This is a genomic window from Segatella copri, from assembly GCF_026015625.1.
Taxonomy (GTDB): domain Bacteria; phylum Bacteroidota; class Bacteroidia; order Bacteroidales; family Bacteroidaceae; genus Prevotella; species Prevotella copri_H.
This window is the reverse complement of record NZ_JAPDVG010000001.1, coordinates 1,175,507-1,201,911: the sequence shown is the minus strand read 5'-3', so window position 1 is coordinate 1,201,911 and position 26,405 is coordinate 1,175,507. Positions and strand designations below refer to the sequence as shown.

At 45.1% G+C, this 26,405-nt stretch carries 24 protein-coding genes; 21 read left to right on the top strand and 3 right to left on the bottom strand.

All coding sequences use genetic code 11. The features are described 5' to 3' along the window. Nucleotides 1-147: 147 nt before the first annotated feature. The 9 genes from ONT19_RS05465 to ONT19_RS05425 all read left to right on the top strand — a co-directional run bounded on the left by ONT19_RS05465 (nucleotide 148) and on the right by ONT19_RS05425 (nucleotide 10,867). Nucleotides 148-591, top strand: coding sequence for a YhcH/YjgK/YiaL family protein (locus ONT19_RS05465; protein WP_264912789.1), 444 nt, complete (start codon nucleotides 148-150; stop codon nucleotides 589-591). Between the two features lie 68 nt (nucleotides 592-659). After that, the gene (locus ONT19_RS05460) at nucleotides 660-2,759 is read left to right on the top strand and encodes an alpha amylase C-terminal domain-containing protein (protein WP_264952989.1); all 2,100 of its coding nucleotides are present in this window, start codon (nucleotides 660-662) and stop codon (nucleotides 2,757-2,759) included. Between the two features lie 11 nt (nucleotides 2,760-2,770). Continuing rightward, nucleotides 2,771-3,880 carry a DUF6057 family protein gene (locus ONT19_RS05455; protein ID WP_118139437.1) on the top strand — a complete coding sequence of 370 codons (1,110 nt, stop codon included), beginning with the start codon at nucleotides 2,771-2,773 and terminating at the stop codon, nucleotides 3,878-3,880. A gap of 23 nt (nucleotides 3,881-3,903) precedes the next feature. Next, the gene (locus tag ONT19_RS05450) at nucleotides 3,904-5,130 is read left to right on the top strand and encodes a tetratricopeptide repeat protein (protein WP_218487116.1); all 1,227 of its coding nucleotides are present in this window, start codon (nucleotides 3,904-3,906) and stop codon (nucleotides 5,128-5,130) included. Between the two features lie 79 nt (nucleotides 5,131-5,209). Continuing rightward, nucleotides 5,210-6,529, top strand: coding sequence for a DEAD/DEAH box helicase (locus ONT19_RS05445; RefSeq protein ID WP_022121824.1), 1,320 nt, complete (start codon nucleotides 5,210-5,212; stop codon nucleotides 6,527-6,529). Between the two features lie 286 nt (nucleotides 6,530-6,815). Then, a complete protein-coding gene (gene serC / locus ONT19_RS05440; RefSeq protein ID WP_117727969.1) occupies nucleotides 6,816-7,886 on the top strand; it encodes a 3-phosphoserine/phosphohydroxythreonine transaminase in 1,071 nt (356 codons plus the stop codon). 13 nt (nucleotides 7,887-7,899) lie between these two features. Further along, on the top strand, nucleotides 7,900-8,817 hold the full coding sequence (locus ONT19_RS05435; protein ID WP_118139440.1) for an NAD(P)-dependent oxidoreductase: 918 nt from the start codon (nucleotides 7,900-7,902) through the stop codon (nucleotides 8,815-8,817). A gap of 128 nt (nucleotides 8,818-8,945) precedes the next feature. Continuing rightward, on the top strand, nucleotides 8,946-10,280 hold the full coding sequence (locus ONT19_RS05430; protein WP_118200442.1) for a DUF1015 domain-containing protein: 1,335 nt from the start codon (nucleotides 8,946-8,948) through the stop codon (nucleotides 10,278-10,280). Beyond that, a complete protein-coding gene (locus tag ONT19_RS05425; RefSeq protein ID WP_118415935.1) occupies nucleotides 10,280-10,867 on the top strand; it encodes an IMPACT family protein in 588 nt (195 codons plus the stop codon). The genes ONT19_RS05430 and ONT19_RS05425 overlap by 1 nt, the downstream gene beginning before the upstream one ends. 101 nt (nucleotides 10,868-10,968) lie before the next feature. On the opposite strand, the gene uvrB is transcribed toward ONT19_RS05425, so the two are convergent. Then, nucleotides 10,969-13,014: an excinuclease ABC subunit UvrB gene (gene uvrB, locus ONT19_RS05420; RefSeq protein WP_117693657.1), complete on the bottom strand. Its 2,046-nt coding sequence runs from the start codon at nucleotides 13,012-13,014 to the stop codon at nucleotides 10,969-10,971. 158 nt (nucleotides 13,015-13,172) lie between these two features. Between uvrB and ONT19_RS05415 the strand changes: the two genes are divergently transcribed. The 5 genes from ONT19_RS05415 (at nucleotide 13,173) to ONT19_RS05395 (ending at nucleotide 17,173) form a co-directional block, all read left to right on the top strand. Next, nucleotides 13,173-14,039 carry an outer membrane protein assembly factor BamD gene (locus ONT19_RS05415; protein WP_117693762.1) on the top strand — a complete coding sequence of 289 codons (867 nt, stop codon included), beginning with the start codon at nucleotides 13,173-13,175 and terminating at the stop codon, nucleotides 14,037-14,039. 56 nt (nucleotides 14,040-14,095) lie between these two features. Continuing rightward, nucleotides 14,096-14,446 carry a DNA-directed RNA polymerase subunit omega gene (locus ONT19_RS05410; RefSeq protein WP_006849031.1) on the top strand — a complete coding sequence of 117 codons (351 nt, stop codon included), beginning with the start codon at nucleotides 14,096-14,098 and terminating at the stop codon, nucleotides 14,444-14,446. Between the two features lie 14 nt (nucleotides 14,447-14,460). Further along, on the top strand, nucleotides 14,461-14,928 hold the full coding sequence (locus tag ONT19_RS05405; protein ID WP_006849032.1) for a DUF4293 domain-containing protein: 468 nt from the start codon (nucleotides 14,461-14,463) through the stop codon (nucleotides 14,926-14,928). Nucleotides 14,929-15,067: 139 nt separating this feature from the next. Then, nucleotides 15,068-15,598, top strand: coding sequence for a 30S ribosomal protein S16 (locus tag ONT19_RS05400; RefSeq protein WP_022121818.1), 531 nt, complete (start codon nucleotides 15,068-15,070; stop codon nucleotides 15,596-15,598). 90 nt (nucleotides 15,599-15,688) lie between these two features. Next, nucleotides 15,689-17,173: a hypothetical protein gene (locus tag ONT19_RS05395; protein WP_264952990.1), complete on the top strand. Its 1,485-nt coding sequence runs from the start codon at nucleotides 15,689-15,691 to the stop codon at nucleotides 17,171-17,173. 194 nt (nucleotides 17,174-17,367) lie between these two features. On the opposite strand, the gene ONT19_RS05390 is transcribed toward ONT19_RS05395, so the two are convergent. Beyond that, complete coding sequence (locus tag ONT19_RS05390; RefSeq protein WP_264952991.1) at nucleotides 17,368-18,381, bottom strand: GGGtGRT protein; 1,014 nt, start codon at nucleotides 18,379-18,381, stop codon at nucleotides 17,368-17,370. A 15-nt stretch (nucleotides 18,382-18,396) separates the two neighbouring features. Then, nucleotides 18,397-19,098 carry an iron-sulfur cluster assembly scaffold protein gene (locus ONT19_RS05385; protein ID WP_006849036.1) on the bottom strand — a complete coding sequence of 234 codons (702 nt, stop codon included), beginning with the start codon at nucleotides 19,096-19,098 and terminating at the stop codon, nucleotides 18,397-18,399. Nucleotides 19,099-19,339: 241 nt separating this feature from the next. On the opposite strand from ONT19_RS05385, the gene ONT19_RS05380 reads away from it, so the two are divergent. The 7 genes from ONT19_RS05380 to ONT19_RS05350 all read left to right on the top strand — a co-directional run bounded on the left by ONT19_RS05380 (nucleotide 19,340) and on the right by ONT19_RS05350 (nucleotide 26,326). Next, nucleotides 19,340-19,849, top strand: a complete 510-nt coding sequence (locus ONT19_RS05380; protein WP_022121815.1) for a DMP19 family protein — start codon at nucleotides 19,340-19,342, stop codon at nucleotides 19,847-19,849. A gap of 25 nt (nucleotides 19,850-19,874) precedes the next feature. Further along, on the top strand, nucleotides 19,875-20,354 hold the full coding sequence (gene smpB, locus ONT19_RS05375) for an SsrA-binding protein SmpB (protein WP_264952992.1): 480 nt from the start codon (nucleotides 19,875-19,877) through the stop codon (nucleotides 20,352-20,354). Nucleotides 20,355-20,357: 3 nt separating this feature from the next. After that, on the top strand, nucleotides 20,358-23,141 hold the full coding sequence (metH, locus tag ONT19_RS05370; RefSeq protein ID WP_264952993.1) for a methionine synthase: 2,784 nt from the start codon (nucleotides 20,358-20,360) through the stop codon (nucleotides 23,139-23,141). Nucleotides 23,142-23,176: 35 nt separating this feature from the next. Then, nucleotides 23,177-23,797: an HAD family hydrolase gene (locus tag ONT19_RS05365; RefSeq protein WP_264904434.1), complete on the top strand. Its 621-nt coding sequence runs from the start codon at nucleotides 23,177-23,179 to the stop codon at nucleotides 23,795-23,797. Between the two features lie 108 nt (nucleotides 23,798-23,905). Further along, nucleotides 23,906-24,766 (top strand): type I methionyl aminopeptidase, encoded by an 861-nt coding sequence (gene map, locus ONT19_RS05360; protein WP_153073550.1) that lies wholly within the window; start codon nucleotides 23,906-23,908, stop codon nucleotides 24,764-24,766. Between the two features lie 16 nt (nucleotides 24,767-24,782). Next, nucleotides 24,783-25,808 (top strand): tRNA (adenosine(37)-N6)-threonylcarbamoyltransferase complex transferase subunit TsaD, encoded by a 1,026-nt coding sequence (tsaD, locus tag ONT19_RS05355; protein ID WP_264952994.1) that lies wholly within the window; start codon nucleotides 24,783-24,785, stop codon nucleotides 25,806-25,808. Nucleotides 25,809-25,813: 5 nt separating this feature from the next. Further along, entirely contained in the window at nucleotides 25,814-26,326 is a 513-nt protein-coding gene (locus ONT19_RS05350; protein ID WP_118085826.1) for a CinA family protein, read from the top strand. Nucleotides 26,327-26,405: the final 79 nt, after the last annotated feature.

The following is a 26,405-nucleotide window of genomic DNA, read 5'->3' as shown; positions in this document are numbered from 1 at the left end:
TTATAAATAACGAGATAGAGAACCTTTATATTTTAAATAATGAGAAAAAGAACATATTATAATGTTGAATATTGAATGTTCAATGTTCTGTTTTCAAATCTCAAAGTTAAAAGTAAATGTTCAAATCTCAAAGCTTAAACTAGAATTATGGTAGTAGATACTTTAGACAATCTGGAGAAATATGTTTCTCTCAATCCGCTCTTCGCTGATGTAGTGAAGTTTATCAAAGATAATGACCTCTCTAAATTGGAGGACGGTAAGCATTTTATCAAGGAGAGTAACCTCTTTGTTAATATAACGACAGCTCACGGAAAAAGCGAGGAAGATGCTGTTCTTGAAACACATCGCAAGATGATTGATATTCAGATTCCTCTTGACAACGAGGAGACTTATGGCTATACTCCTCTTGCTGATCTTCCTGAAGTGGAATATAACGAGGCAAAGGATTTGACCAAGTATCCTGGTGTGAAAGCGCAGACGCTCGTTACCTGCAAGCCAGGTCAGTTTGCCATTTTCTGGCCACAAGACGGTCATCAGCCATGCATCGGTAACGGTGATATCCACAAGGCTATCTTCAAGATTAAAAATTAAAGAAGAAAAAATCTTCAAGATAAAATTAAAGAAGAATAATATAGAGTAACCATCTAAAATCATGATATATGGCAACAGAAAAGAAAACTACAGCCCAGAAGGCTGCAACTAAAAAGGCAACTGCAAAGAAAACAGTTGCAAAAAAGGCAGCGAAGGCTGTGGTAAAGCATATCGGACTCGTGAAGAACGACCCATATCTGGCAGACTATGAGAATGCCATCAAGGGCCGACACGACCATGCACTCTGGAAACTCGGTCAGCTGACTAATAACGGCAAACAGACATTGAGCGATTTTGCCAATGGATACGAGTATTTCGGACTGCATAAGACTGCCCGTGGATGGGTGTTCCGTGAGTGGGCACCTAATGCAACAGACATCTATCTGATCGGTGACTTCAACAACTGGCAGGAAACCGAAAAGTATCGTGCCAAAAGAATAAAGAATACCGGTAACTGGGAACTCAAACTTCCGGAGAAAGCGATGAAACATGGCGATCTCTTCAAGATGAAAGTTCATTGGGAAGGTGGTGAAGGCGAGCGTATTCCAGCATGGGCACAGCGCGTAGTACAGGACGACCAGACCAAGATTTTCTCTGCTCAGGTTTGGAATCCGGAACCATATAAATGGAAGAAGAAAACCTTCAGACCAAATGTGGCACCTCTGCTCATCTATGAATGCCATATCGGTATGGCACAGGATGCTGAGAAGGTTGGCACTTACACAGAATTTAAGGAGAATGTGTTGCCACGTATCATCAAGGATGGTTATAACTGCATTCAGATTATGGCTATCCAGGAGCATCCGTATTATGGCTCCTTCGGCTATCATGTAAGCAGTTTCTTTGCTGCAAGTAGCCGCTTTGGAACTCCTGAAGAGTTGAAGGATCTCATTGATACTGCTCACCAGAATGGTATTGCCGTCATCATGGACATCGTTCACTCTCATGCCGTAAAGAACGAGGTGGAAGGACTGGGTAATCTCGCTGGCGATCCTAACCAGTATTTCTATCCTGGCGACCGTCATGAGCATCCGGCTTGGGACAGTCTCTGCTTCGACTATGGAAAGGATGAAGTCATCCACTTCCTGCTGAGCAACTGCAAGTACTGGCTTAATGAGTTCCATTTCGACGGATTCCGTTTTGACGGTGTAACATCCATGCTCTATTACAGTCATGGCTTGGGTGAGGCATTCTGCAACTACGGCGATTATTTCAATGGTCATGAGGATGATAATGCCATCTGCTATCTTACCCTTGCCAACTGTCTGATTCATGAGGTTAACAAGCATGCCATTACGATTGCCGAAGAGGTGAGCGGAATGCCGGGACTGGCAGCCAAGTTTGAGGATGGCGGTTATGGTTTCGATTATCGCATGGCGATGAATATTCCAGATTATTGGATCAAGACCATCAAGGAACTGAAGGATGAAGACTGGAAACCATCCAGCATCTTCTGGGAGGTAAAGAACCGCCGTTCCGATGAGAAAACCATCTCTTATTGTGAGAGTCATGACCAGGCATTGGTGGGCGATAAAACCATCATCTTCCGTCTGATTGATGCCGATATGTACTGGCATTTCAAGAAGGGCGATGAAAACGAAATGGCTCATCGTGGTATTGCTCTGCATAAGATGATCCGTCTGGTTACCGCCTCTACAATCAATGGCGGTTATCTCAACTTCATGGGTAATGAGTTCGGTCACCCAGAGTGGATTGATTTCCCTCGCGAGGGTAATGGCTGGAGCCATAAATACGCCCGCAGGCAGTGGAATCTGGTAGATAATCATGAACTCTGCTACCACTATCTTGGAGATTTCGACCGAGAAATGCTCAAGACGATTACAAGCGAAAAGAATTTTAACAAGACACCAGTTGTAGAAATCTGGCATAATGATGGCGATCAGGTTCTCGCCTTTATGCGTGGCGATCTGCTCTTCGTGTTTAACTTCTCGCCAACCCGCTCTTTCACCGACTATGGCTTCCTGGTTCCAACCGGTTCCTACAGCGTAGTGCTTGATTCTGACAGCAAGGATTTCGGCGGTAATGGCTTGAATGATGACACGATGACGCATCTGACTAATTACGATCCACTTTATGTGAAAGACCGTAAGGAGTGGCTGAAACTTTATCTGCCAGCTCGTACAGCTTTGGTGCTGAAGAAAAATTAATAGATTGATTTATGAAAAATAAAAGGAGTAGTACTGCGAAGATGCAAATCGCCTGTGCTATCATCTTTATCACATTTACCTACGTCTACCTGGCATTTTACCAGGCAGACGTACTGGCAGTGGCTCAGCATGTTTTCTCAGGCGGTTTGACCAACTACAGTTACACGCTGGCTCCACTGCTTATCACGCTCGTACTCTATCTGCTGCAAGTGGGAGTGTACGCGGTAACCCGTGTGAAACGCCGTTTCCACGGGCTTACTTATTTCCCTTCGTTCCTCATCCTGACGATGATTACCGATATCCCCGTTGATATCGACCGTTATCATTCGCTGGGGGCGTGGTGGATTATCTTGCCACTCTGTCTGATTCTATGGGGCGGATTGATATGGATAGCCCGCCAGTTGGAGCCGATAGAAACAGAGCCTCACAGCAACGGCTGGTTCTCCCGCTATATGTGGGTGAATTTGCTCCAGATGCTGGTGATGATATTGCTTGTCAACTTTGTTGCTAGCAATGATCGGCTGTTTCATGAACGTATGCGCATGGAACATCTGATGAAAGAAAAACAGTATGAAAAAGCTTTGGAAGTAGGTGAAAAATCTCTGAAAACAGATTCTTCGCTGACGATGCTCCGTATAGCCTGTCTCAACGAAACAGGCGAGCTGGGCAGCCGTCTCTTTACTTATCCGCTGGTAGGTGGAAGTAAGGCGATGATGCCGGATAGCGTAACCGTGAAGGCTATGATGTGGAAGGCGCCAAAATGGATGCAGAAACCTTCGGCATGGATGGTTAAACATCATCTCAAGTATCGTCTGCCTGTTGACTATCAGCTTTGTGCACTCTTGCTGGACAAGCAACTAGACAAGTTCGTAGCAGAGGTGCAGAAACATTATAAAGTAACTTCGGGCAAACTGCCTGTTCATTATAAGGAAGCGTTGGTTCTTTATACGCATCGCCGCAGTAATCCAAGTATCGTTTATCACGATAATGTGATGGATACAGACTTTGAGGATTTCCAGCAGATGGATCACAAATATGCTAATGAGACAGAAAAGCAGAATGCTCTTCGGGATACTTATGGAAATACCTACTGGTATTATTATGAGTATGGAAATAAATGAAAGTTTTAATTTAGGAGATTAATATGAAAATGCAGATATTCAGAAACTTATGGGTTTTACAGATAGCTTTTCTTCTGTTGGCGCCATTAGGGTTGCAGGCACAGAAGAAGGAGATTTCTGCAGCCAAAGATCTGGTAAAGGCTGGCAAGGATTTGGCGAAGGCCGAATCCAGTATGCGTAAACTCCTGACGGATTCTGCCAACCGGAATAACAAGAAAATTTGGAATATTCTCTTCGATGCTGTGAAGAAGCAGTATGAACAGGGTAATGAGAAACTCTACCTCAAACAGGCGTATGATACAGCCCAACTCTTCAATGCAACCCGACAGCTCTTCGTTATAGCCCAAGGACTTGATTCCGTTGAGATGATTCCTAACAAGAAAGGAAAATGTGAGTTTGATTTCCGTAAGTCTCATTCTGAATATTTGAACAGGATACGTCCGAACCTCTATAACGGAGGAACCTGGTTTATCAGGAAGCAGAAATACAAGGAGGCTTATCAGTTCTTTGACCAGTACATAGAGTGCAGTACAGCTCCGATGTTCCAATCTTATAAGTATGTCCAGAAAGACAAATATCTTTCTTCGGCAGCTTATTGGGCTGTATATGCCGGATATAAGATGAAAGATACCAAAGCTACGCTTCATCATTCTTATGAGGCGCTGAAAGATACGGCTCATTATAACTATATGTTACAGTATCTGGCAGAGACTTATAAACTGGAGAAGGATACTGCGCGCTATCTCTCGACCTTGAAGGAAGGTTTTGAGCGGGATCCGAAATTCCCGTTCTTCTTCCCGCGTCTGGTAGAGTATTATTCGCAGAAAAACCAACTCGATTCTGCACTCGCCGTAGCAGATAAGGCGCTGGCGATAGCTCCCGACAATGATATCTATCTCTTTACCAAGGGAACCATTCTCCTGAATATGGGTGATTTCAAGCAATGCATCGAAGTGAGCAAAAAGGCACTTGCCGTGAACGATTCTTTGGCTGGTGCTTATTATAATATAGGTTTGGCTTATTTCAATCAGGCGGTTGAAATGGATAAGAATTCGCAGCAATCCCGCAAAACTCATCAGGAGATAGACGGACTTTACAAGAGTGCGATGCCTTATCTGCAGAAGTACAGAACGATGGCGCCTGATATGCAGGACCAGTGGGCTTTGCCGCTATATACCATCTATCTGAACCTGAACATGGGTAAGGAGTTTGATGAGATAGACAAACTTCTCAATCAGAAAAAGAAATAATGCCTCATGATGAGGAATTTATGAAAACTTCTCTTTAATAAAAGAAAACTTCTCTTTAGAAATTGATTATTAGAAATTTATGATAGACAGAATTTTAGATAAACTGGGCATTGAGCTCAATGATATGCAGCAGGATTCCATGCAGGCAATCTTGCACGGGAACAAGGATGTGGTGATACTTTCGCCAACTGGTAGTGGCAAGACACTGGCTTATCTTTTGCCTCTTACCCAACTTATAGATGCTACTGATGACGAGGCACAGGCGGTGGTGGTAACTCCTGGTAGAGAACTCGCTTTGCAGTCGGCTAACGTATTGAAGAATATGGGCAGCGGTTTGCGTGCGATGGCTTGCTATGGTGGTCGTGCTACGATGGATGAGCATCGCGTGATGAAACAGGTTCGTCCTCAGATTGTATTTGGAACTCCAGGTCGTCTCAATGATCATCTGGATAAGGGAAATCTTTCTCCATATCACATCAAATACCTGATTATTGATGAGTTTGACAAGTGTCTGGAGATGGGCTTCCAAGACGAAATGAGCCGACTGATCAAGTCATTGCCTGGCTTGCGTCGTCACTTTCTGCTTTCTGCTACCGAAGCAGAGGAAATTCCTCATTTCGTACACATGGGTAGGGTAGAAAAGATAGATTACCGTGTGGATGAAGATCAGGTTCCTGACCGTGTACATATATATAAGGTGGATAGTCCGGTAAAGGATAAACTGGAGAGTCTGTCACTTTTGCTACGCAGTTTAGGCGATCAGAGTACCATTGTATTCCTCAATTACCGTGATAGTGTAGAGCGTACCAACAAATATCTGGTAGAACAAGGTTTTTCTACATCTTTCTTCCATGGTGGATTGGAACAGAAGGAGCGAGAGGCTTCTCTCTATCGTTTCAGCAACGGTAGTGCTAATATCCTGGTGAGTACGGATCTGGCTTCGCGCGGACTTGATATTCCTGATATAGATAATATCATCCATTATCACATGCCGGAGAGCGAAGATGGTTATATCCATCGTGTAGGACGTACGGCAAGATGGGAAGCCCAGGGAAAGGCTTTCTTCCTGTTAGGTCCTGAAGAGCATATTCCGGAATATGTGGATGCAGAGATTGAGAATTATGAGATGCCTGTTGCTGATCAGCTTCCTGCGCCAGCCAAACCTAAGATGGCTACTATATATATAGGTAAAGGCAAAAAGGATAAAATCAGCAAGGGTGACATCTTAGGCTTCCTTTGCAAGAAGGGTGGGCTGCAGTCGGCTGAAATCGGAAAGATTGATGTTAATGACCGTTATGCTTATGCTGCCATTTCCCGAACGAAGTTGCGCAGCGTACTGAATAATGTAAAGGGCGAAAAGATAAAAGGCGTCAAAACGATAGTGGAAGAGGTAAGGTAGTTGACAAACTGCTATTATCTTTTCTCTGTTGCTTGCTAATGTATAATAAATGTAAAAATAGACATAAATATGCAGTTATTATACTAAAATGACTAACAAAATGAAAGAAATCTGCGCAAAACGCTAAAAATGTGCAGAAAAGTTTGGTAGTTTCAAATAAAAAGTGTAATTTCGCAGTCGTAAATACAATCCAAAGGTTTACTATGTATCCTATATGGGTGTATTGTGCACTAATTTTTCCTGCTAACAGGATTATATCGTATAAAACTTAAATAATTATACAAAGATGAAGAAGTACAATTTTAACGCAGGTCCATCAATGCTTCCACGCGAAGTGATTGAGAACACAGCAAAGCAGATTTTGGATTTTAATGGTTCAGGTCTTTCATTGATGGAAATCAGCCACCGTGCTAAGGATTTCCAGCCAGTAGTTGATGAGGCAGTCTCCTTATTCAAGGAACTTCTTGACATTCCTGAGGGTTATTCCGTTATCTTCCTTGGTGGTGGCGCGTCATTGCAGTTTATGCAGATTCCAGCAAACTTCCTCATCAAGAAGGCTGCCTACATTAATTCTGGCACTTGGGCTAAGAAGGCAATGAAAGAGGCAAAGCATTTTGGTGAGGTCGTGGAGATCGCATCATCGTCCGACGCCAATTTCACTTTCTATCCACAGGTTCCTAACACTGTACCAGCCGATTGTGATTACTTGCATTTGACAAGCAACAATACTATATATGGTACTGAACTCCGTGTAGATCCAGATGTAAACGTACCATTGATTTCTGATATGTCTTCAGATATCATGAGCCGTCCAGTAGATGTTTCTAAGTATACTGCCATCTATGCAGGTGCTCAGAAGAATCTTTCTATGGCAGGTGTTACCGTTATCATCGTTAAGGATGATATGCTCGGCAAGGCTCCTCGCGAGCTTCCTACAATGCTCGATTATCGTACTCACGTTGAGAAGGGCAGTATGTTCAATACTCCTCCTGTTGTTCCTATCTATACCTTGATGGAGAATCTCCGCTGGTTGAAGGCTAATGGTGGTGTTGAGGCTGCTGACAAGCGAGCTCACGAACGTGCAGAAGTTCTTTATGCAGAAATCGACCGCAACAAACTCTTCAAGGGTACTGTTGAAGAAGCATCCCGTTCTTTGATGAACATCTGCTTCGTGATGAACGATGAGTACAAGGAGTTGGAGAAGCCATTCCTCGACTTCGCTACAGAGCGTGGCATGGTAGGTATCAAGGGTCACCGCTCAGTGGGTGGTTTCCGTGCCAGCTGCTATAATGCACAGACCATGGAGGGCGTTCAGGCACTCGTCAAGGCCATGCAGGATTTTGAAGCACAACATTAATTTTTGAATTTGTATGAAAGTATTAGTTGCAACAGAAAAGCCATTCGCAGCGGCTGCTGTGGAAGGCATTAAGAAAGAAATAGAGGGAGCAGGCAACGAATTGGTGCTGCTCGAAAAATATACAGAGAAGGCTCAGCTTCTCGATGCAGTGAAGGATGTGGACGCGATGATTATCCGTTCTGACAAGGCTGATGCCGAGGTGCTCGATGCAGCAAAGAACCTGAAGATTATCGTTCGTGCTGGTGCAGGTTATGATAACATTGACCTTGCTGCTGCTACTGCTCATAATGTAGTGGCTGAGAATACTCCTGGTCAGAACTCTAACGCAGTAGCTGAGTTGGTATTCGGCTTGTTGGTCTTTACTGTACGTAATTTCTACAACGGCAAGGCTGGCAGCGAGTTGAAGGGTAAGAAACTGGGTATTCTTGCTTTCGGTAATGTAGGTCGAAATGTGGCTCGCATCGCCAAGGGATTCGGCATGGAAGTAGCTGCTTACGATGCATTCTGCCCAGCTGATGTTATCGAGGCTGCCGGTGTTCATGCTGTAAAGTCACAGGATGAGTTGTTCCAGACTTGCGACATCGTTTCTCTTCATATCCCTGCTACTCCAGAGACTATCAAGAGCATCGACTACAAGACTGTAAACCAGTTGCCTAAGGGTGGCATCCTCATCAATACAGCGCGTAAGGAAGTTATCAATGAGCCTGAGCTCCTGAAACTTCTCGCTGAGCGTGAGGATTTGAAGTTCATCACTGATATCAAGCCTGATGCTGATGCAGACTTTGCCAAGTTCGAGGGTCGCTACTTCTCAACTCCTAAGAAGATGGGTGCACAGACTGCAGAAGCAAATATCAATGCCGGTATTGCAGCAGCTAAGCAGATCAATGCGTTCTTTGCTGATGGCTGCACAAAATATCAAGTAAATAAATAAAAATTAGGATATAAAAAAGCTCATAGAGGGTGCTTTAGCTAGTGCCCTTTATGGGCTTTTTATCTTTACAGACTTCATGATATACTTGCCCTTCGTGGGCTTTTATTCATTAAAATCAATAAAACATTATGGCTATAGTTAAACCATTTAAGGGTATTCGTCCCCCAAAAGATTTAGTTGAGCAAGTTGAGTCTCGTCCTTACGATGTTCTCAATTCTGAGGAAGCACGTGCCGAGGCAGGCGATAACGAGAAGAGCCTTTATCATATTATTAAACCTGAAATCAATTTCGAACCAGGTACTTCTGAGTACGATCCTCGCGTTTATGAAAGCGCTGCAGAGAACTTCAGAAAGTTCCAGGAGAATGGCTGGTTGAAACAGGATGATAAGGAACAGTATTATATCTATGCACAGACGATGAACGGCAAGACTCAGTATGGTCTTGTGGTAGGTGCGTATGTAAACGACTATATGACGGGTGTCATCAAGAAACATGAGCTGACACGCCGCGATAAGGAAGAAGACCGTATGAAGCATGTGCGTGTATGCAATGCCAATATCGAACCAGTATTCTTCGCTTATCCTGATAATGAGGTGCTTAACGAACTTCTGATGCGTTATGCAGCAACAACGCCGGAGTATGATTTCATTGCTCCAATAGATGGTTTCCGTCATCAGTTCTGGGTTGTAAGCGATGATCAGGATATTGCCACAATTACAGCGGAATTTGCCAAGATGCCTAGCCTTTATATTGCTGACGGTCATCACCGTAGTGCAGCAGCAGCTCTGGTAGGTGCAGAAAAAGCTAAGCAGAATCCTAATCATACAGGTAAGGAGGAATATAACTACTTTATGGCAGTTTGTTTCCAGGCAAGTCAGCTTACTATTCTCGATTATAACCGAGTTGTGAAGGATTTGAACGGTCTGACTTCTGATCAGTTCCTCGATGCTTTGACAAAGAATTTCGAGGTGATAGATATTGATGCAATCAATGTGAATGTATCTGGTGATGAAGAGGGCATACCTTGCTATGAAAAGATGGCTATTGATGATGCTATCAGCCAGTTTGGCTTGGATATTCTGAAACCAGCTGCTCTCCATTCTTTCCTCCTCTATCTGGACGGTAAATGGTACGGTTTGTTTGCCAAGCCAGGAACTTACGACGATGCAGATCCTATCGGCGTGCTCGATGTGGATATTTCATCTCGTCTGATTCTTGATGAAATTCTGGGTATCAAGGATTTACGTTCTGATAAGCGCATCGATTTTGTGGGCGGTCTTCGCGGTCTCGGTGAGTTGAAACGTCGTGTGGATAGCGGTGAGATGAAGATGGCACTTGCTTTGCATCCGGTTACTATGCAGCAGATTATGGATATCGCTGACAGTGGTAAGATTATGCCACCTAAGGCAACTTGGTTTGAACCTAAGTTGCGCAGCGGTTTGATTATTCACAAGTTGGATTAATGATAGACGAATTTAAGACTATATCAGATACGATAGGCGAGGGATATTACACCGAGAAAAGGAGTAAGTTTCTCGCCTTTGCTCACCATGTTACAACTGTTGACGAGGTGAAGGAAATTGTTGCCGGGTACCGTAAGAAATATTACGATGCCCGACATTGTTGTTATGCATATATGCTAGGTCCTGAACGGACAGAGTTCCGTGCCAATGATGATGGCGAACCTTCTTCTACAGCAGGAAAACCAATCCTCGGCCAAATCACGAAATCAGAATTGACGGATATTTTAATTGTCGTCATCCGATATTTCGGAGGAGTGAAATTGGGAACCAGCGGACTCATTGTTGCCTATCGTGAAGCTGCTATTGATGCTTTGGCTCATAGTGAGGAGGTTACGCAACAGATAGAGGAAATAGTAACCTATGATTTTACTTATCCGATGATGAATGATGTGATGAGGATAGTCAAAGATATGAATCCGCGTATCCTGGATCAGACTTTCGATAATACTTGCAGCATCAAACTCTCTATCAGAAAGAGCGAGGCGGAGCAGTTACGTTCCCGTCTGAAAAAGCTGTCGTTTGAATAGCAGATAACTGACAGACAGATGAATAACTGCTGGGTAAATAAAAAGAGGGTGAATCATTAATTTATGATTCACCCTCTTTTTGATGGTTATTTCTTTTGAATTTATCCCTTTTCTTCCAATTCCTTCTGCAATCGGATGATTTCATCGCGATATTGGGCAGCTTGCATGAAGTCGAGGTCTTTGGCAGCTTGCTTCATCAATGCCGTAGTATTGGCAATGCTCTTTTCCAATTCTTCCTTGCTCATACTGCGAACAATAGGGTCGGCAACGAAGGCTGCACTTTCCGGTTCCACGTAAACGCGAGGCTTGGAACCCTCGGCTCCCATCGGAACAATCTTTGCTCCTTCTTCCTTGCTGGTAGGCAGAGCTGAGGTTATTGCTTTCACAATCTGTTTTGGAGTAATGCCATGGTCGGCATTGTATTTCAACTGGATGCTTCGGCGGCGGGCAGTTTCATCTATCGTTTTCTGCATGCTGTCTGTGATGTTGTCTGCATACATGATTACCTTGCCGTTCACATTTCGGGCTGCACGGCCAGCTGTCTGGGTCAGAGAACGGTGACTGCGCAGGAAACCTTCCTTGTCTGCATCGAGAATAGCTACGAGCGAAACTTCCGGTAAGTCGAGTCCTTCTCGTAACAGGTTGACACCCACCAGTACATCGTATACTCCTGCACGGAGATCGTTCATGATCTTTACTCGGTCTAAGGTTGCCACATCACTGTGGATATAGGCAGCCTTTACGTTGTGGTTGAGCAGGAACTCGGTGAGTTCTTCTGCCATGCGCTTTGTAAGAGTCGTAATCAGAACTCGCTCGTTGCGGTGTGTTCTTGTTAATATTTCGTCCAGAAGATCATCTATCTGATTCTCACTTGGACGGACTTCGATTTCCGGATCCAGGAGTCCTGTAGGACGAATCAGCTGTTCTACAACCACGCCTTCGGCTTCTCTCAATTCATAGTCTGCCGGAGTTGCACTTACGTAGATGGCCTGCGGAATGAGATCATGAAATTCCTCGAACTTCAGCGGACGGTTGTCGAAGGCAGCAGGCAAACGGAAACCATATTCTACCAGGTTCTTCTTTCGTGCCCGGTCGCCTCCATACATGGCTCCAATCTGCGGGATGCTCACATGGCTCTCGTCAACCACAAGCAGGAAATCTTTAGGGAAGAAATCGAGCAGGCAATACGGGCGTTCGCCTTCATGTCTGCCATCGAAATAACGGGAATAGTTCTCGATGCCCGAACAGTGGCCCAATTCCTTGATCATTTCCATATCATATTCTACACGTTCCTTGATGCGCTGTGCCTTGATTCCATCTCCAATACTCTTGAAGAATTCTACCTGTTTAACCAGGTCGTCCTGAATTCTGCGAATGGCACTTTCCTGTTGTTCTTTTGTTGTTACGAAAAGGTTGGCTGGATAAATCTCGTAATCTTCGAACGAGGCAAGGCGGTGATAGGTGAGCGAATCCACTTCTTCGATACTGTCAATCTCATCGTCCCACCATGTTACGCGCAAAACATGATCGCTGTAAGCCATAAAGATGTCAACCGTTTCGCCTTTCACTCTAAAGTTGCCACGTTGCAGTTCTATGTCATTTCTAACGTAAAGTGCATCAACGAGTTTCCTCAGAAATTCATTTCTGTCGAGTCGCTGCCCGCGATGAATCTTGATGATGTTCTCCTGCATCGCCACAGGTCCGCCCATACCATAGATGCACGATACGGATGAGACAACGATGACATCCTTTCTGCCCGAGAGAAGGGCAGAAACAGCACCGAGTCGCAACTTGTCTATTTCATCATTGATGGCGAGGTCTTTTTCAATATAAGTATCAGTCGTTGGCAGATAAGCTTCCGGCTGATAATAGTCGTAGTATGAAACATAATATTCTACAGCGTTCTCAGGGAAGAAACCCTTCATCTCCTGATACAGTTGGGCGGCAAGAGTCTTGTTGTGGCTCAAGATGAGCGTAGGCTTCCCCACGTTGGCAATCACGTTTGCCACCGTAAAGGTTTTACCCGAGCCGGTTACACCCAACAACACCTGTGCAGGGTCTCCTTCAAGCACCCCCTCTGTGAGTTGCCTGATGGCTTGCGGCTGGTCGCCAGTTGGCTTATATTTTGATGTAATCTTAAAATCCATTTTCTTCCTGATTTCTTCTCAAAAGTTCTGTTTCAAGGTGCAAAATTACAAAAAAAACGCCATTAATCGTTATAAAGATTAATTTTTTACGAAAAAATGTATCTTTTCTTTTGATAATAAGTAAATTATGAGTAACTTTGCAGTTCAAAATGAGAATTATGAAAAAATTGACTCTTATTGCATCGTGTGTTGCATTGCTCTTGTCGAGCTGTGCCCACGAATATAACCAGGTATTGAAATCAGGCGATTATACTTATAAGTATGAGTACGCCAAGCAGAGCTATGCCCAGGGCAAGTATTCCCGTGCCATTCCTCTTCTGCAGGAACTGGTAACGATGAAGAAAGGTTCTACCGAGGGTGAGGAATGTTTGTACATGCTGGCTATGGCCGAGTATGGTATGAAGGATTATGAGACTGCTGCAGAGTATTTCAAGAAGTATTACTCTTCTTATCCTAAAGGTAAGTTTGCTGAAAATGCAAAGTACTTTGTGGGAGAGAGTCTGTATCAGAATGCTCCAGAGCCTCGTCTTGACCAGAGTACCACGATTACAGCCATCGCAGCCTTCCAGGAGTTTCTGGATCTTTATCCGGATGCCCGACTCAAGCAGCAGGCTACAAACCGCCTTTTTGCTCTTCAGGACCTCTTGGTTGAGAAGGAGTATAAGAGTGCCAAGCTGTATTTTGATATGGGCACCTATTTCGGCAACTGTACCAGCGGAGGCAACAATTATGAGGCTTGTATCGTAACTGCACAGAATGCGCTTAAGGATTATCCTTACAGCAACCGACGCGAGGAGTTTGCATCGCTCATCATGAAAGGTAAATACGAACTGGCAAAGATGAGTGTCGAGAAAAAGCAGCTGGAGCGCTATCAGGATGCTGAGGATGAGTGTTATGGCTTTATCAACGAATATCCTGATTCAAAGGACCGCGCACTTGCCGAGAAGTATATCGAGAAGTGCAAGCAGTACGAGAAAGAGCATCCGGAGACTGCTCTCGACCAGCTTGGCAATAATGCCAATTAAAAAAAAGCATATATATAATAAGGTAAAAACAATATAATAATAATAGTACTATAATTATGGATTTCAAAAAATCAAAGGCACCAGTAAACACAGTAACTCGCAACATTATGGATCTCTGCGATGATACCCATAATATCTACGAGAGCGTAGCTATCATTGCAAAGCGCGCTAATCAGATTTCTATCGAAATCAAGCAGGAGTTGAGCAAGAAACTTCAGGAGTTTGCTTCTTATAACGATTCTTTGGAGGAAGTTTTTGAGAACCGCGAACAGATTGAAATCTCTCGCTACTACGAGAAGTTGCCAAAGCCAACTTTGCTCGCTACAGAAGAGTTTATTGAGAATAATATTTATTGGCGCGATCCTACCAAGACATCTGCACCAATGGTTCACGAGAGCGAAATTTAATATTCCAGAGCTATATGATACAGCGTAAACAGACATTATTTCTGCTCTTTGCTGTCATCGCCATTGCTATCTGTCTTTTCCTTCCTATCGCCAGCATCGCAGCTAAGACGATGGGAGGAGACACTATGGTTTATAATCTCGGAGTGGTAGGGGAGGCAGGAATGCAGATTTCAACTACTTGCGTTCCTCTGTTCCTTCTGCTCGCCGTTTCAGCCATCATAGCATTGGTAAACATCTTTTTGTACAAGAATCTGAAGCTTCAGAAATCACTCTGTTCACTTGCCATGCTTTTTGCAGGTTTATGGTATGTAGATTATATCGTGATGTTCATGGGCTTGATTCCTGTTCCTGAAGCAGAAGGAACGATGAAGTTTCAGTTTGCCGCTTGCCTTCCTTTGGTAGCAATCATATTCGAATGGATGGCAATGAAAGGTGTGAACGATGACATCAAACTCTTGAGAGCAGCAGACCGAATCAGATAAAAAATGCTAAAAAAGCATTTGAATATAGATAAAAGTTTGCTCAATTCAAATAAAAGTAGTAATTTTGCACCCGCTGTCACGAGATGGCAGCATAAAATTCAAACCTCATTATAAATTAAATTAAAATTAAGATTTAAAAATGGCAACAAAAATCAGATTGCAGCGCGGCGGTCGTAAAAGCTATGCTTTCTACAGCATCGTAATCGCTGACGTTAGAGCACCACGTGATGGTAAATTTACTGAGAAGATTGGTACTTTCAACCCTAACACCAATCCAGCTACTGTAGATTTGAATTTCGAGCGCGCACTCTACTGGGTAGAGACAGGTGCACAGCCAACAGACACAGTTCGCAACATCCTCAAGGGCGAGGGCGTTTACTTGATGAAGCACCTCAAGGGTGGCGTTAAGAAGGGCGCATTCGACGATGCTGAGGCTCAGAAGCGTTTCGACGCTTGGAAGAATAGCAAGGACGCTAAGATTTCTGCTGTTCGCGAGGGCGATGCTAAGGCAAAGAAGGAAGCTGCTGCTAAGGAGCTCGAGGCTGAGAAGAAGATGAACGAGGCAATCGCTAAGAAGGTAGCTGATAAGAAGGCTGCTGCAGCTGCTGCTGAGGCAGAGGCTAAGGCTGCTGAGGAAGCTCCTGCAGAGGAGGCTCCAGCTGAGGCTTAATCTTCGACAGAATCTTCTTTTGAGATTTTAAAGTATAAAGGTTGAATTTCTCTTTCGGGAAATCCAACCTTTTTTTTGTTTCTTTTGATTATGGGTGATAAAAAGGAAAACAGTTATTCGCATATTCTGAAATATACAGGATTGTTTGGCAGTGTGCAAGGATTGGGAATTCTTGTAGGAGTTTTGCGCAATAAATTTACGGCGCTCTTCCTCGGACCTTCTGGAATGGGACTGCTGTCTCTTTTCAGCTCAACGATTTCTGTTCTCAGTTCTGCGTGTAATTTCGGCATTCCTACAAGTGGTGTTAAATTTATTTCTGAAAAGGAACATGCTGCAGATGAATCGCAGTCCGAAAAGGCTGATATCGCCGGGGCGGTTCTTCTTGTCCGCACCTATAGTCTGCTTGCTGCATTTTTCGGAGCCATCGTCTGTGTCCTTCTGGGTCCGTTACTCAATGGGTTTACTTTTTCCTGGGGCAATCATACGCTACATTTCATTCTCCTGGCACCAACCATTTTCTTCACGATTCTGGCTGGAGGTGAAACTGCCATTCTGAAAGCTACCGGACAGTTGCGTGCGTTGGCGATGCAGGCAAGTCTTCTGGCTATTCTTCTGCTTTTGGTTTCGGTTCCGGTTTATTGGATATTTGGTGAGAGAGGTATTCTGCCCATTCTGTTCATTTTGGCATTTATGCAATGGGCTCTGAATTTTCGATATTCCCGACGAGTTGTACGGTGGGGCGTAAATATGCGAAAAATGACGCTAGTTGCAGGTTTCCCACTTTTGCGACTTGGCGGGGCATTTGTACTTTCGGGTTTGATGAATAGCGGATGCGAATTTCTGATTCGTGCCTTTTTGAACCAACAAGGCGATCTGGAAGTTGTCGGACTTTTCAATGCCGGTATAACGATTGTCTTTGTTTATGCGGGAATGGTGTTCTCGGTCATGGATCAGGATTTTTATCCCCGTCTCTCCGGCATTTCGGGTTCCAGAAAAAACGAGGAGTCTGTTAAAGAGCGCAATCTCTGTGTGAACCGCCAGCTTGAAATGAATGTCCTGTTGCTGGGGCCTATAGTAGCTGCTATCATTTTGGGACTGCCTCTCATTATTCCGATTTTATACAATGCCCAGTTTATGGGGATGCTCCAGATGACTCAGCTTGCTGCTGTTGCCATGTTGTTCAAGGCCGTTTATCTTCCAATAGAATATCTCCCGTTGTCAAGAGGCGATTCCAGGCTTTTTCTCATTCAGGAAAGTTTTTGTGTTATCTTGCTGATAATCTGTGAAATAGCTGGTTATCAGTTAGATGGATTGAGAGGAGTAGGAGAGGGTATTGCCGTTGCTTATGCCATAGAGACCTTAGCAGTATTGGCTTTCAGCAGAGCCGTTTATGGTTATCGGTTATCCGCTCTTGGTTTCAGATTCTGTATCTTTCAGCTTCTGATTCTGCTCCTGGTGTTGTTCCTGGTTTTCATGATCAGTTATCGTGCTTGGCTTTACTGGCTGATTGGCGTAATCATTGCACTTATGAGCACATCGTTTAGTTTTAGGAAAATTAGAAAGCTGGTTAGATAAAAATAGAAACTCTGTAGGATAAATTATTTTCTCCGAAAGATAGAAGAATATCTCCGAAAGATAAAAAAATATCTTTCGGAGATATTTTTTTATTCCAGTAAGATATAAAGATTATTCCAGTAGGATAAATAAAGAAAAAGCCTTGAGAATCAGCTGATTCTCAAGGCTTTTATATGTTTTGTATCTCAAAGAAATTACTTCTTGTTGATAGCGAGGTCGATAGCTACGGCGATAGCAACAGTAGCACCTACCATAGGGTTGTTACCCATACCGAGGAAGCCCATCATCTCTACGTGAGCAGGAACTGAAGAAGAACCTGCGAACTGAGCGTCTGAGTGCATACGACCCATAGTATCAGTCATACCGTAAGAAGCAGGACCTGCAGCCATGTTATCTGGGTGCAAAGTACGACCTGTACCACCACCAGAAGCTACTGAGAAGTATGGCTTACCAGCAGCAATACGCTCCTTCTTGTATGTACCAGCTACTGGGTGCTGGAAACGTGTAGGGTTTGTAGAGTTACCTGTGATAGATACGTCTACATCCTCGCTCCAGTTGATAGCAACACCCTCGCGAACGTCGTCAGCGCCATAGCAGTTAACCTTAGCACGTGGACCGTCGCTGTAAGCGATGCGGTTAACAACCTTCAACTCACCTGTATAGTAGTCGAACTTTGTCTGTACGTATGTGAAACCGTTGATGCGGCTGATGATCTGAGCAGCATCCTTACCAAGACCGTTCAAGATAACGCGCAATGGGTTCTTGCGAACCTTGTTTGCCATCTCAGCAATCTTGATAGCACCCTCAGCAGCAGCGAAAGACTCGTGACCAGCCAAGAAAGCGAAGCACTGAGTCTCCTCACGGAGCAAACGAGCAGCCAAGTTACCGTGACCAAGACCAACCTTACGGTCGTCAGCTACAGAACCTGGGATGCAGAAAGCCTGCAAACCGATACCGATAGCCTCAGCTGCATCAGCAGCAGTCTTAACACCTTTCTTGATAGCGATAGCAGCACCAGCTACATACGCCCACTTAGCGTTCTCGAAGCAGATACGCTGAGTATCTTCACACATCTGATAAGGGTCAACACCTGCGTGCTCGCAGATTTGATTAGCCTCTTCCAAGCTCTTGATACCGTTAGCATTAAGAGCAGCAAGAACCTGCTTCTCGCGACGTTCCTGACTTTCGTAACTTACTTTTCTAATCATATCTGTATCTCCTTATTATTCTTTACGTGGATCAATAGCTTTAACAACACCCTGCTCAGCAGTTGTACGACCGTAGCTACCTGTGAACTTCTTGACAGCCTCGTTAGCGTCCATACCGTTCTTGATAGCTTCCATCATCTTGCCGAGGTGAACATACTCATAACCACAAACCTGGCTGTCCTTATCGAGGAACTGCTTTGTGATGTAACCCTCTGTCAACTCGAGGTAACGTGTACCCTTAGCTACAGTACCATAGAGAGTACCAGTCTGTGAACGAAGACCCTTACCCAAGTCCTCAAGACCTGCACCGATAACGAGACCGCCCTCTGAGAAAGCGCTCTGGCTACGACCGTAAACAATCTGGAGGAAGAGCTCGCGCATAGCTGTATTGATAGCATCGCATACGAGGTCAGTGTTCAAAGCCTCAAGAATAGTCTTGCCTGGGAGAATCTCAGAAGCCATAGCAGCTGAGTGAGTCATACCAGTACAACCGATAGTCTCAACAAGAGCCTCCTGAATAACGCCTTCCTTGATGTTCAAAGAGAGCTTGCAAGCACCCTGCTGAGGAGCACACCAACCCACACCGTGAGTATAACCAGAGATGTCTTTGATCTCTTTTGCCTGAATCCATTTTCCCTCTTCAGGAATTGGAGCTGGTCCGTGGTTAGGACCCTTAGCGACAACGCACATGTTGTCTACTTCTTTAGAATAGATCATATTCGCTAAATTTTATATTAATGAATATTATAAGTATAAAGTTCTGTACTTAATTCATATTGTTTTGCTGAAACATCGGTGCCATCACCTCAATTCCGAGCACAAAAGTACAAAAAAAATCCGGAAAATACCTAAAATTGGGTATTCTTTTTAACTCTTTAACCTAATATTTAGATTTTTTCTTGGGTTTATGCACAATTTCATGTATCTTTGCAAACTGAAAATTGCAATTTTGTAGATTATGATCGAAGTAAAGATAAACGATGCCAAGCTTCAGCATGCTGCCGAGGCGGGCATGGATGAATTTGTAAAGGCTTTCGTGGACGCTATCCGCGAAGCGATTGGTGGTGAACTGACTGCCGAAACCATGGCGCAGCTCAACAGCGACCAGATTACTCTTCTGGCTTGGGATATCCTGCATGAGGAGATGATGGATGGCGGAATGGTTCAGCTCATACATAACGGTTACGGTGCTTTCCTCTGGAAGAACCCTACCGACAAGGCGTTTAAAAACTGGGGATTGACAGAACTCGCCAAACTCATCAAGAAGAGTCATTTCCTGTATAAAACAAACCATGAGGAGATTGAGCGCGATCTGACCGATGAGGAGTTTATGGCGCTCTACGAAAAATTTCCTGAGTTTGATGATTTTGACGATGAGTTCGTTGAGAACGAAGAAGAGTGGACCAGCAAGGTTGCCTTCTACATCGATGATCATATCGACAATTTCTGCGAAATTGTCAAACTATAAACTTATAATACATTATTATATATATATGAAAAAGCAAGAACAGGAACTCCGTAAGAAGAGTCCGATACAGATACGCAACAAGAAGGCTTCGTTTGAGTACTTCTTCGTTGACACATATACCGCAGGCATTGTGCTTACGGGAACAGAGATTAAGTCAATCCGTGGCGGAAAGGCTTCGCTGGTAGATTGTTATTGCGATTTCTATCAGGGCGAACTTTGGGTCAAGGGAATGAACATCTCTCCTTATTTTTATGGTTCTTTCAGCAATCATGAGGCTCGCCGCGACCGCAAGCTTCTTCTCACTAAGCGCGAATTGCGCCGTCTTGAGGAGGACAGCAAGCAGCCTGGTTTCACCATTGTTCCAACCCTCATCTTTATCGATAATCACGGTAGAGCCAAGGTGGATATTGCCCTCTGTAAGGGAAAGAAGGAGTATGACAAGCGCCAGACTCTGAAAGAAAAGGAAGACAGAAGAGAGATGGATAGAGCAATCAAGCACTTTTAGACAATGAAGAATTTAAGAGAGATTGTAAAGGAGAAAATTCTGATTCTCGATGGTGCCATGGGTACTGAGATTCAGAAGTATAATCTTACAGAAGAAGACTTCAGAGGAGAGCGGTTCCGCGATTTGCCGGGTATGATGAAGGGCAACAACGACATGCTCAACATTACTCGTCCTGATGTGATATCTGATATTTACCGACGCTACCTGGAGGCTGGCGCCGATATTATTACCGCGAATACTTTTTCGTGCCAGCGCATTTCGCAGGCTGATTATCACCTGGAGAACTGCGCCCGCGAAATGGCATTCGAGGGTGCCCGACTGGCACGTATCGAATGCGATAAGTTTTCTACGCCTGATAAACCACGCTTCGTTGCAGGAGATGTGGGACCAACCAACAAGACTTGCTCCATGAGTCCGGACGTCAGCAATCCTGCCGCCCGCGAGATTACATACGATGAGCTTTTCACCGATGTATGCGAACAGGTGGACGGACTTATCGAAGGCGGTGCTGACGTGATTCTCATCGAAACCATCTTTGATACACTCAACTGCAAGGCGATGATAGATGCAGCGCTCACCATGATGAAGAAACATGGAGTAGAGTTGCCTGTCATGATCAGTCTTACGGTAAGTGATCTGGCGGGCAGAACGCTCAGCGGTCAGACTGTAGATGCTTTCCTAGCTTCGCTTTCTCCTTATCCTATCTTCTCTGTCGGCATGAACTGCGCCTTTGGTGCTCCTCAGATGAAACCTTTCATCGAGCACATGGCTCAGGTTGCACCTTATTATATTAGTGCGCATCCTAATGCCGGTTTGCCTAACGAAATGGGCGAATATGACGAGACAGCCGAATCGATGGCTCCGCAAATAGCCGAATTCATCGATGAAGGCATCGTGAACATCATAGGCGGATGCTGCGGTACAAGTCCTGAATTCATCGCCCATTACGCCCGTATAGCTGAGGGTAAGAAGCAGCACCAGGTGGTGGAGAAACCTAAGTATATGTGGCTCTCGGGATTAGACCTTCTGCAGGTCGATGATTCCGTACATTTGCCGGTTGACGCCAGTCGGTTTGTCAACGTGGGCGAACGCTGTAACGTAGCTGGTAGCAGGAAGTTCCTGCGTTTGATTAACGAAAAGAATTATGAAGAAGCCATCGGTATTGCCAGAAAGCAAGTGGCTGATGGAGCGGCTGTCGTTGACGTGAATATGGACGATGGTTTGCTCGATGCGAAAGCCGAGATGGTTAATTTCCTGAATATGATTGCAGCCGAACCAGACATTGCGAAGGTTCCGGTGATGATCGACTCTTCCAAATGGGACGTCATCGTGGCTGGCTTGAAGTGCTGCCAGGGCAAGTGTATTGTCAATTCCATCAGTTTGAAGGAGGGTGAGGAAGTATTCCTTTCTCATGCCCGCGATGTGTTGCGCTATGGTGCAGCCGTTGTTGTGATGTGTTTTGATGAGGTTGGTCAGGCTACCACTTTCGAGCGCCGCATCGAGATAGCAGAACGTGCTTATCACCTTCTGGTAGACAAGTTGGGTATGAATCCGCTCGATATCATCTTCGACCCGAACGTACTTGCCATTGCTACCGGTATGGAGGAGCATGATAATTATGCCGTTGAGTTCATCCGTGCAACGGAGTGGATTCATCAGAATCTGCCTGGTGCACATGTCAGCGGAGGTGTCAGCAACCTCTCGTTCTCATTCCGTGGCAATACTTACATCCGTGAGGCTATCCATTGTGTCTTTCTGCATCATGCCCAGCAGGTAGGTATGGACTTTGGTATTGTAAATGCCAAAGCCAGAATGGATTACAATAAAATTCCTGAAGAACAGCTTCATCTCATCGAGGATGTTGTGCTGAATAGGAGAAAAGGTGCAGCTGATGAACTCATCGAGCTTGCGGCAGAGATAAAAGCCCAGGCTGATGCTGCCAAGGCTGCAGCTAAGGCAGGCGGTGTTGCTCCCAAGAAACCGGCTGCTCCTGAATGGCGAAAGGAGAGTGTGGAAGAACGTCTGAAGTATGCGCTGAGAAAGGGAATCACCGATTTCCTGCATCAGGATATTGACGAAGCACTTGCCAAATATCCTCATGCAGTAAACGTTATTGAGGGTCCTCTGATGGACGGCATGAACCTGGTAGGCGAACTTTTCGGAAAAGGCGAAATGTTCTTGCCGCAGGTTGTCAAGACGGCTCGCACGATGAAATCGGCAGTTTCTATCCTTCAGCCTCATATCGAGGCAGAAAAACAGGGTGGAGCAACAACTGCCGGCAAGATTCTGATGGCAACCGTGAAGGGCGATGTTCATGATATCGGAAAGAACATCGTCTGCGTGGTTATGTCATGTAACAATTACGAAATCATCGACTTAGGTGTGATGGTTCCAGCCGAACAGATTGTACAGAAAGCTATCGATGAAAAGGTAGATGCAATCGGTTTGAGCGGACTTATCACCCCTTCGCTTGAAGAAATGGTTCATGTGGCCCGAGAAATGCAGAAAGCTGGTTTGCGCATTCCTATCATGGTAGGTGGGGCAACGACGAGCGAACTGCATGTGGCTCTGAAGATTGCGCCTGAATATGACGGACCGGTCATCTGGGTGAAGGACGCATCGCTCAATGCCGGAATCTGTGCCCGCTTCCTCAACGAGGCTGAATGTCCTAAGTTTGAGGCGGAACTGAAGGAACGCTACGAGAAACTTCGCCAGAACTATCACGAAGAGCAGGCTAAGATAGCCTCGCTCTCAGAGGCTAGAAAGAACAAGCTGGAGCTGTTCTGACAAGATAAAGAATACAACGTTTTTAGGATAATTATATGATTAAAACTGTGATTTTTGATATGGGTGGTGTCATCATCACCCTCGACGAGAATGAGGCAGGCAAACGTTTCATTGAGTTGGGTATGAAGGAGTTTGCGGAGAAGATGGACCCTTATAAGCAGGTTGGTTTAAACGGTCAGCTGGAAGAGGGCAAGATTTCCGAGGAGGAATACCGTCGGGAAGTGTGCAAGAAGATTGGCCGCGAGGTAACCTTCGAGGAACTGCAGCATTGCTGGCTGGGCTACATGAAGGAAATTCCAGAACGCAATCTGGTTACTCTCCGCAATCTTAAGAAGCAGGGCTACCGTGTAATCTTGCTCAGCAATACCAACCCTTATGTATCAGCCTGGGTAGACAGCGAGGCATTCTCCGGCGACGGTCATCCTATCGGCGATTATTTCGATGCGATGTATCGTTCTTATGAAGTAAAGTATATGAAACCGGATGAGAATTTCTTCCGTTATGTCCTTTCTCAGGAGAAGATCATGCCAGAGGAGTGTCTGTTTATTGATGATGGTCCCCGTAACTGCTGTGCAGCCTCAGAACTGGGACTGTTTACTTATTGTCCGCAGAATGGAGAAGACTGGTGCGATAAGATTTACGAGCATTTGAAGTAATTATTTGTGGTGATTATTTGCACTAAAATGCAAATAATTGCCATTTTATTTTGTGCTCTGCAATAAAAAATGTACTTTTGCAGTCGCAAATATTAAATACATAATACAATGATTAAGAAGAAAAGATGGCATTGCTTGCCAGGTCAGCCTCTTACAGAGCTCGACAAGCAGGTAATGTTTTGGGAAAACAAGGGTAAACTTGTTCCTACCCGTGACTTGATTAAAACTCCAGAACAGATAGAAGGCATCCGCAAGAGTGGTGTCGTAAACACCGGTTGTCTTGATGCGGTAGCCGAGATGATCCGTCCGGGAATCAACACCCAGGAGATTGATGATCTCTGCATGCAGTATTGCAAGGATCATAATGCCATTCCTGCGTGTCTCAATTACGAAGGCTATCCTAAGAGCGTTTGTACCTCTATCAACGAGGTGGTTTGCCATGGTATTCCTAAGGAAGAGGATGTGCTCGAAGAGGGCGATATCATCAATGTGGACATGACAACCATCGTAGATGGCTATTACGCTGATGCCAGCCGTATGTTCATCGTTGGCGGCAAGACTACTCCTGAAAAGGAGCAGCTGGTTCGCGTAGCCAAGGAATGTCTGGAAATCGGTATGGAGGTTGCCAAGCCATACTCGTTCGTAGGTGATATCGGTCATGCTATCGAGAAGCATTGCAAGAAGTATGGTTATGGTGTGGTTCGCGATCTTTGCGGTCATGGCGTAGGTTGCCAGTTCCATGAAGAGCCTGAGGTTCTTCACTATGGTCATAGAGGCACGGGCATGCTGCTCGTTCCGGGCATGGTATTTACTATCGAGCCAATGATCAACATGGGCACCTGGCAGGTATTCCTCGATGCGGACGATCCGTACGGTTGGGAAGTAATCACCGGTGATGAGAAGCCATCTGCGCAGTGGGAGCACACGCTTGTGATGACAGAGACAGGTGTGGAGATTTTGACATATTAACGTTAAATGTTAAGAAATGAAGGATATATATATATTAGGTATAGAGAGCAGCTGCGACGATACCTCTGCCGCAGTGCTCAAGAATGGTGTGCTGCTGAGCAATGTAACCGCCTCTCAGGAGGTTCACAAAGCTTACGGCGGTGTTGTTCCGGAGTTGGCTTCCCGTGCCCACCAGCAGAATGTGGTTCCAGTCGTTGACCAGGCCATCGCGCGTGCCGGCATCAAGAAGGAAGATCTTTCTGCCGTAGCCTTCACCCGTGGTCCGGGTCTGATGGGTTCGCTCCTTGTGGGTGTAAGCTTTGCCAAGGGATTCGCCCGTTCGCTCAATATTCCGATGATAGATGTAAACCATCTGCAGGGTCATGTGATGGCTCATTTCATCAAGGAGAGCGATGATGACCAGAGTGCACCTCCATTCCCGTTCATCTGTCTTCTCGTGAGCGGTGGAAATTCGCAGATTGTAAAGGTGAATGCCTACAACGATATGGAAGTGCTGGGACAGACCATCGATGATGCGGCTGGCGAGGCTATTGACAAGTGCGCCAAGGTGCTGGAGTGGGGCTATCCTGGTGGTCCTGTCGTAGATAAGTATGCACGCCAGGGCAATCCGAAGGCTTTCAGTTTCTCTGAGCCTCATATTCCGGGTTTGAACTACAGTTTCTCAGGCTTCAAGACCAGTTTCCTCTACAGCTTGCGCAAATGGGTGGCTGCTGATCCTGATTTTGTTGAGAAGAACAAGTACGATCTGGCTGCCAGCATAGAGTTTACCATCGTTGATATTCTGATGAAGAAACTCCGCATGGCTGTCAAGCAGACCGGTATCAAGCATGTGGCTGTAGCTGGAGGTGTGAGCGCCAATAATGGTTTGCGCAACGCTTTCCGCGACCATGCCAAGCGCTTCGGCTGGACTATCTACATCCCAAAGTTCAGCTATACTACCGATAATGCGGCGATGATAGGCTGCGTGGGAACCTTCAAGTATCGTGATGGTGAGTTTGCAACCATCGACTTGCCAGCCTATAGTAAAGTATCATTTAAGTAAGAAATATGGAATTTGAAACAAAGATATTGAGCAAGGGCATCCAGGAGATGCTCTACAACAGTGACAAGACAGTAGGCACAGCAGAGAGCTGCACAGGCGGCCGTATCGCCGAGGCGCTGATTTCTGTGCCAGGTGCCAGCAATTACTTCAAGGGTGGTGTAGTAAGCTACACCAACGAGGTAAAGGAGAATCTTCTGGGCGTGAGCCATGAGGTTCTGGAGGAGCAGACTGCCGTTTGCGAAGAAGTGGCAAGGGAGATGGTGCTCGGCACAATCAAGACCCTGAATGTAGACTTCGCCATTTCAGCAACGGGTGTGGCTGGTCCGACGGGTGGAACTCCAGCCATTCCTGTGGGCACAATCTATGTAGGTTATGGCGATAAGAACGATGTTCGCGTAGTAAAACTCACCGAAGATTTCGGACGCGACATCAACCTTGCAATTGCCACAAATACAGCGCTTAAAGGCATGCTCGAATTCTTGAAAGAACATGCTGAAGAACTTAAAAAAGAGGCTTAAATTGCTAATTTAAGGCTATCAAATATTAATAATCCTTAAAAGACAGCGTTCTTTTAGGGATTATTTTGTTATTACCAAA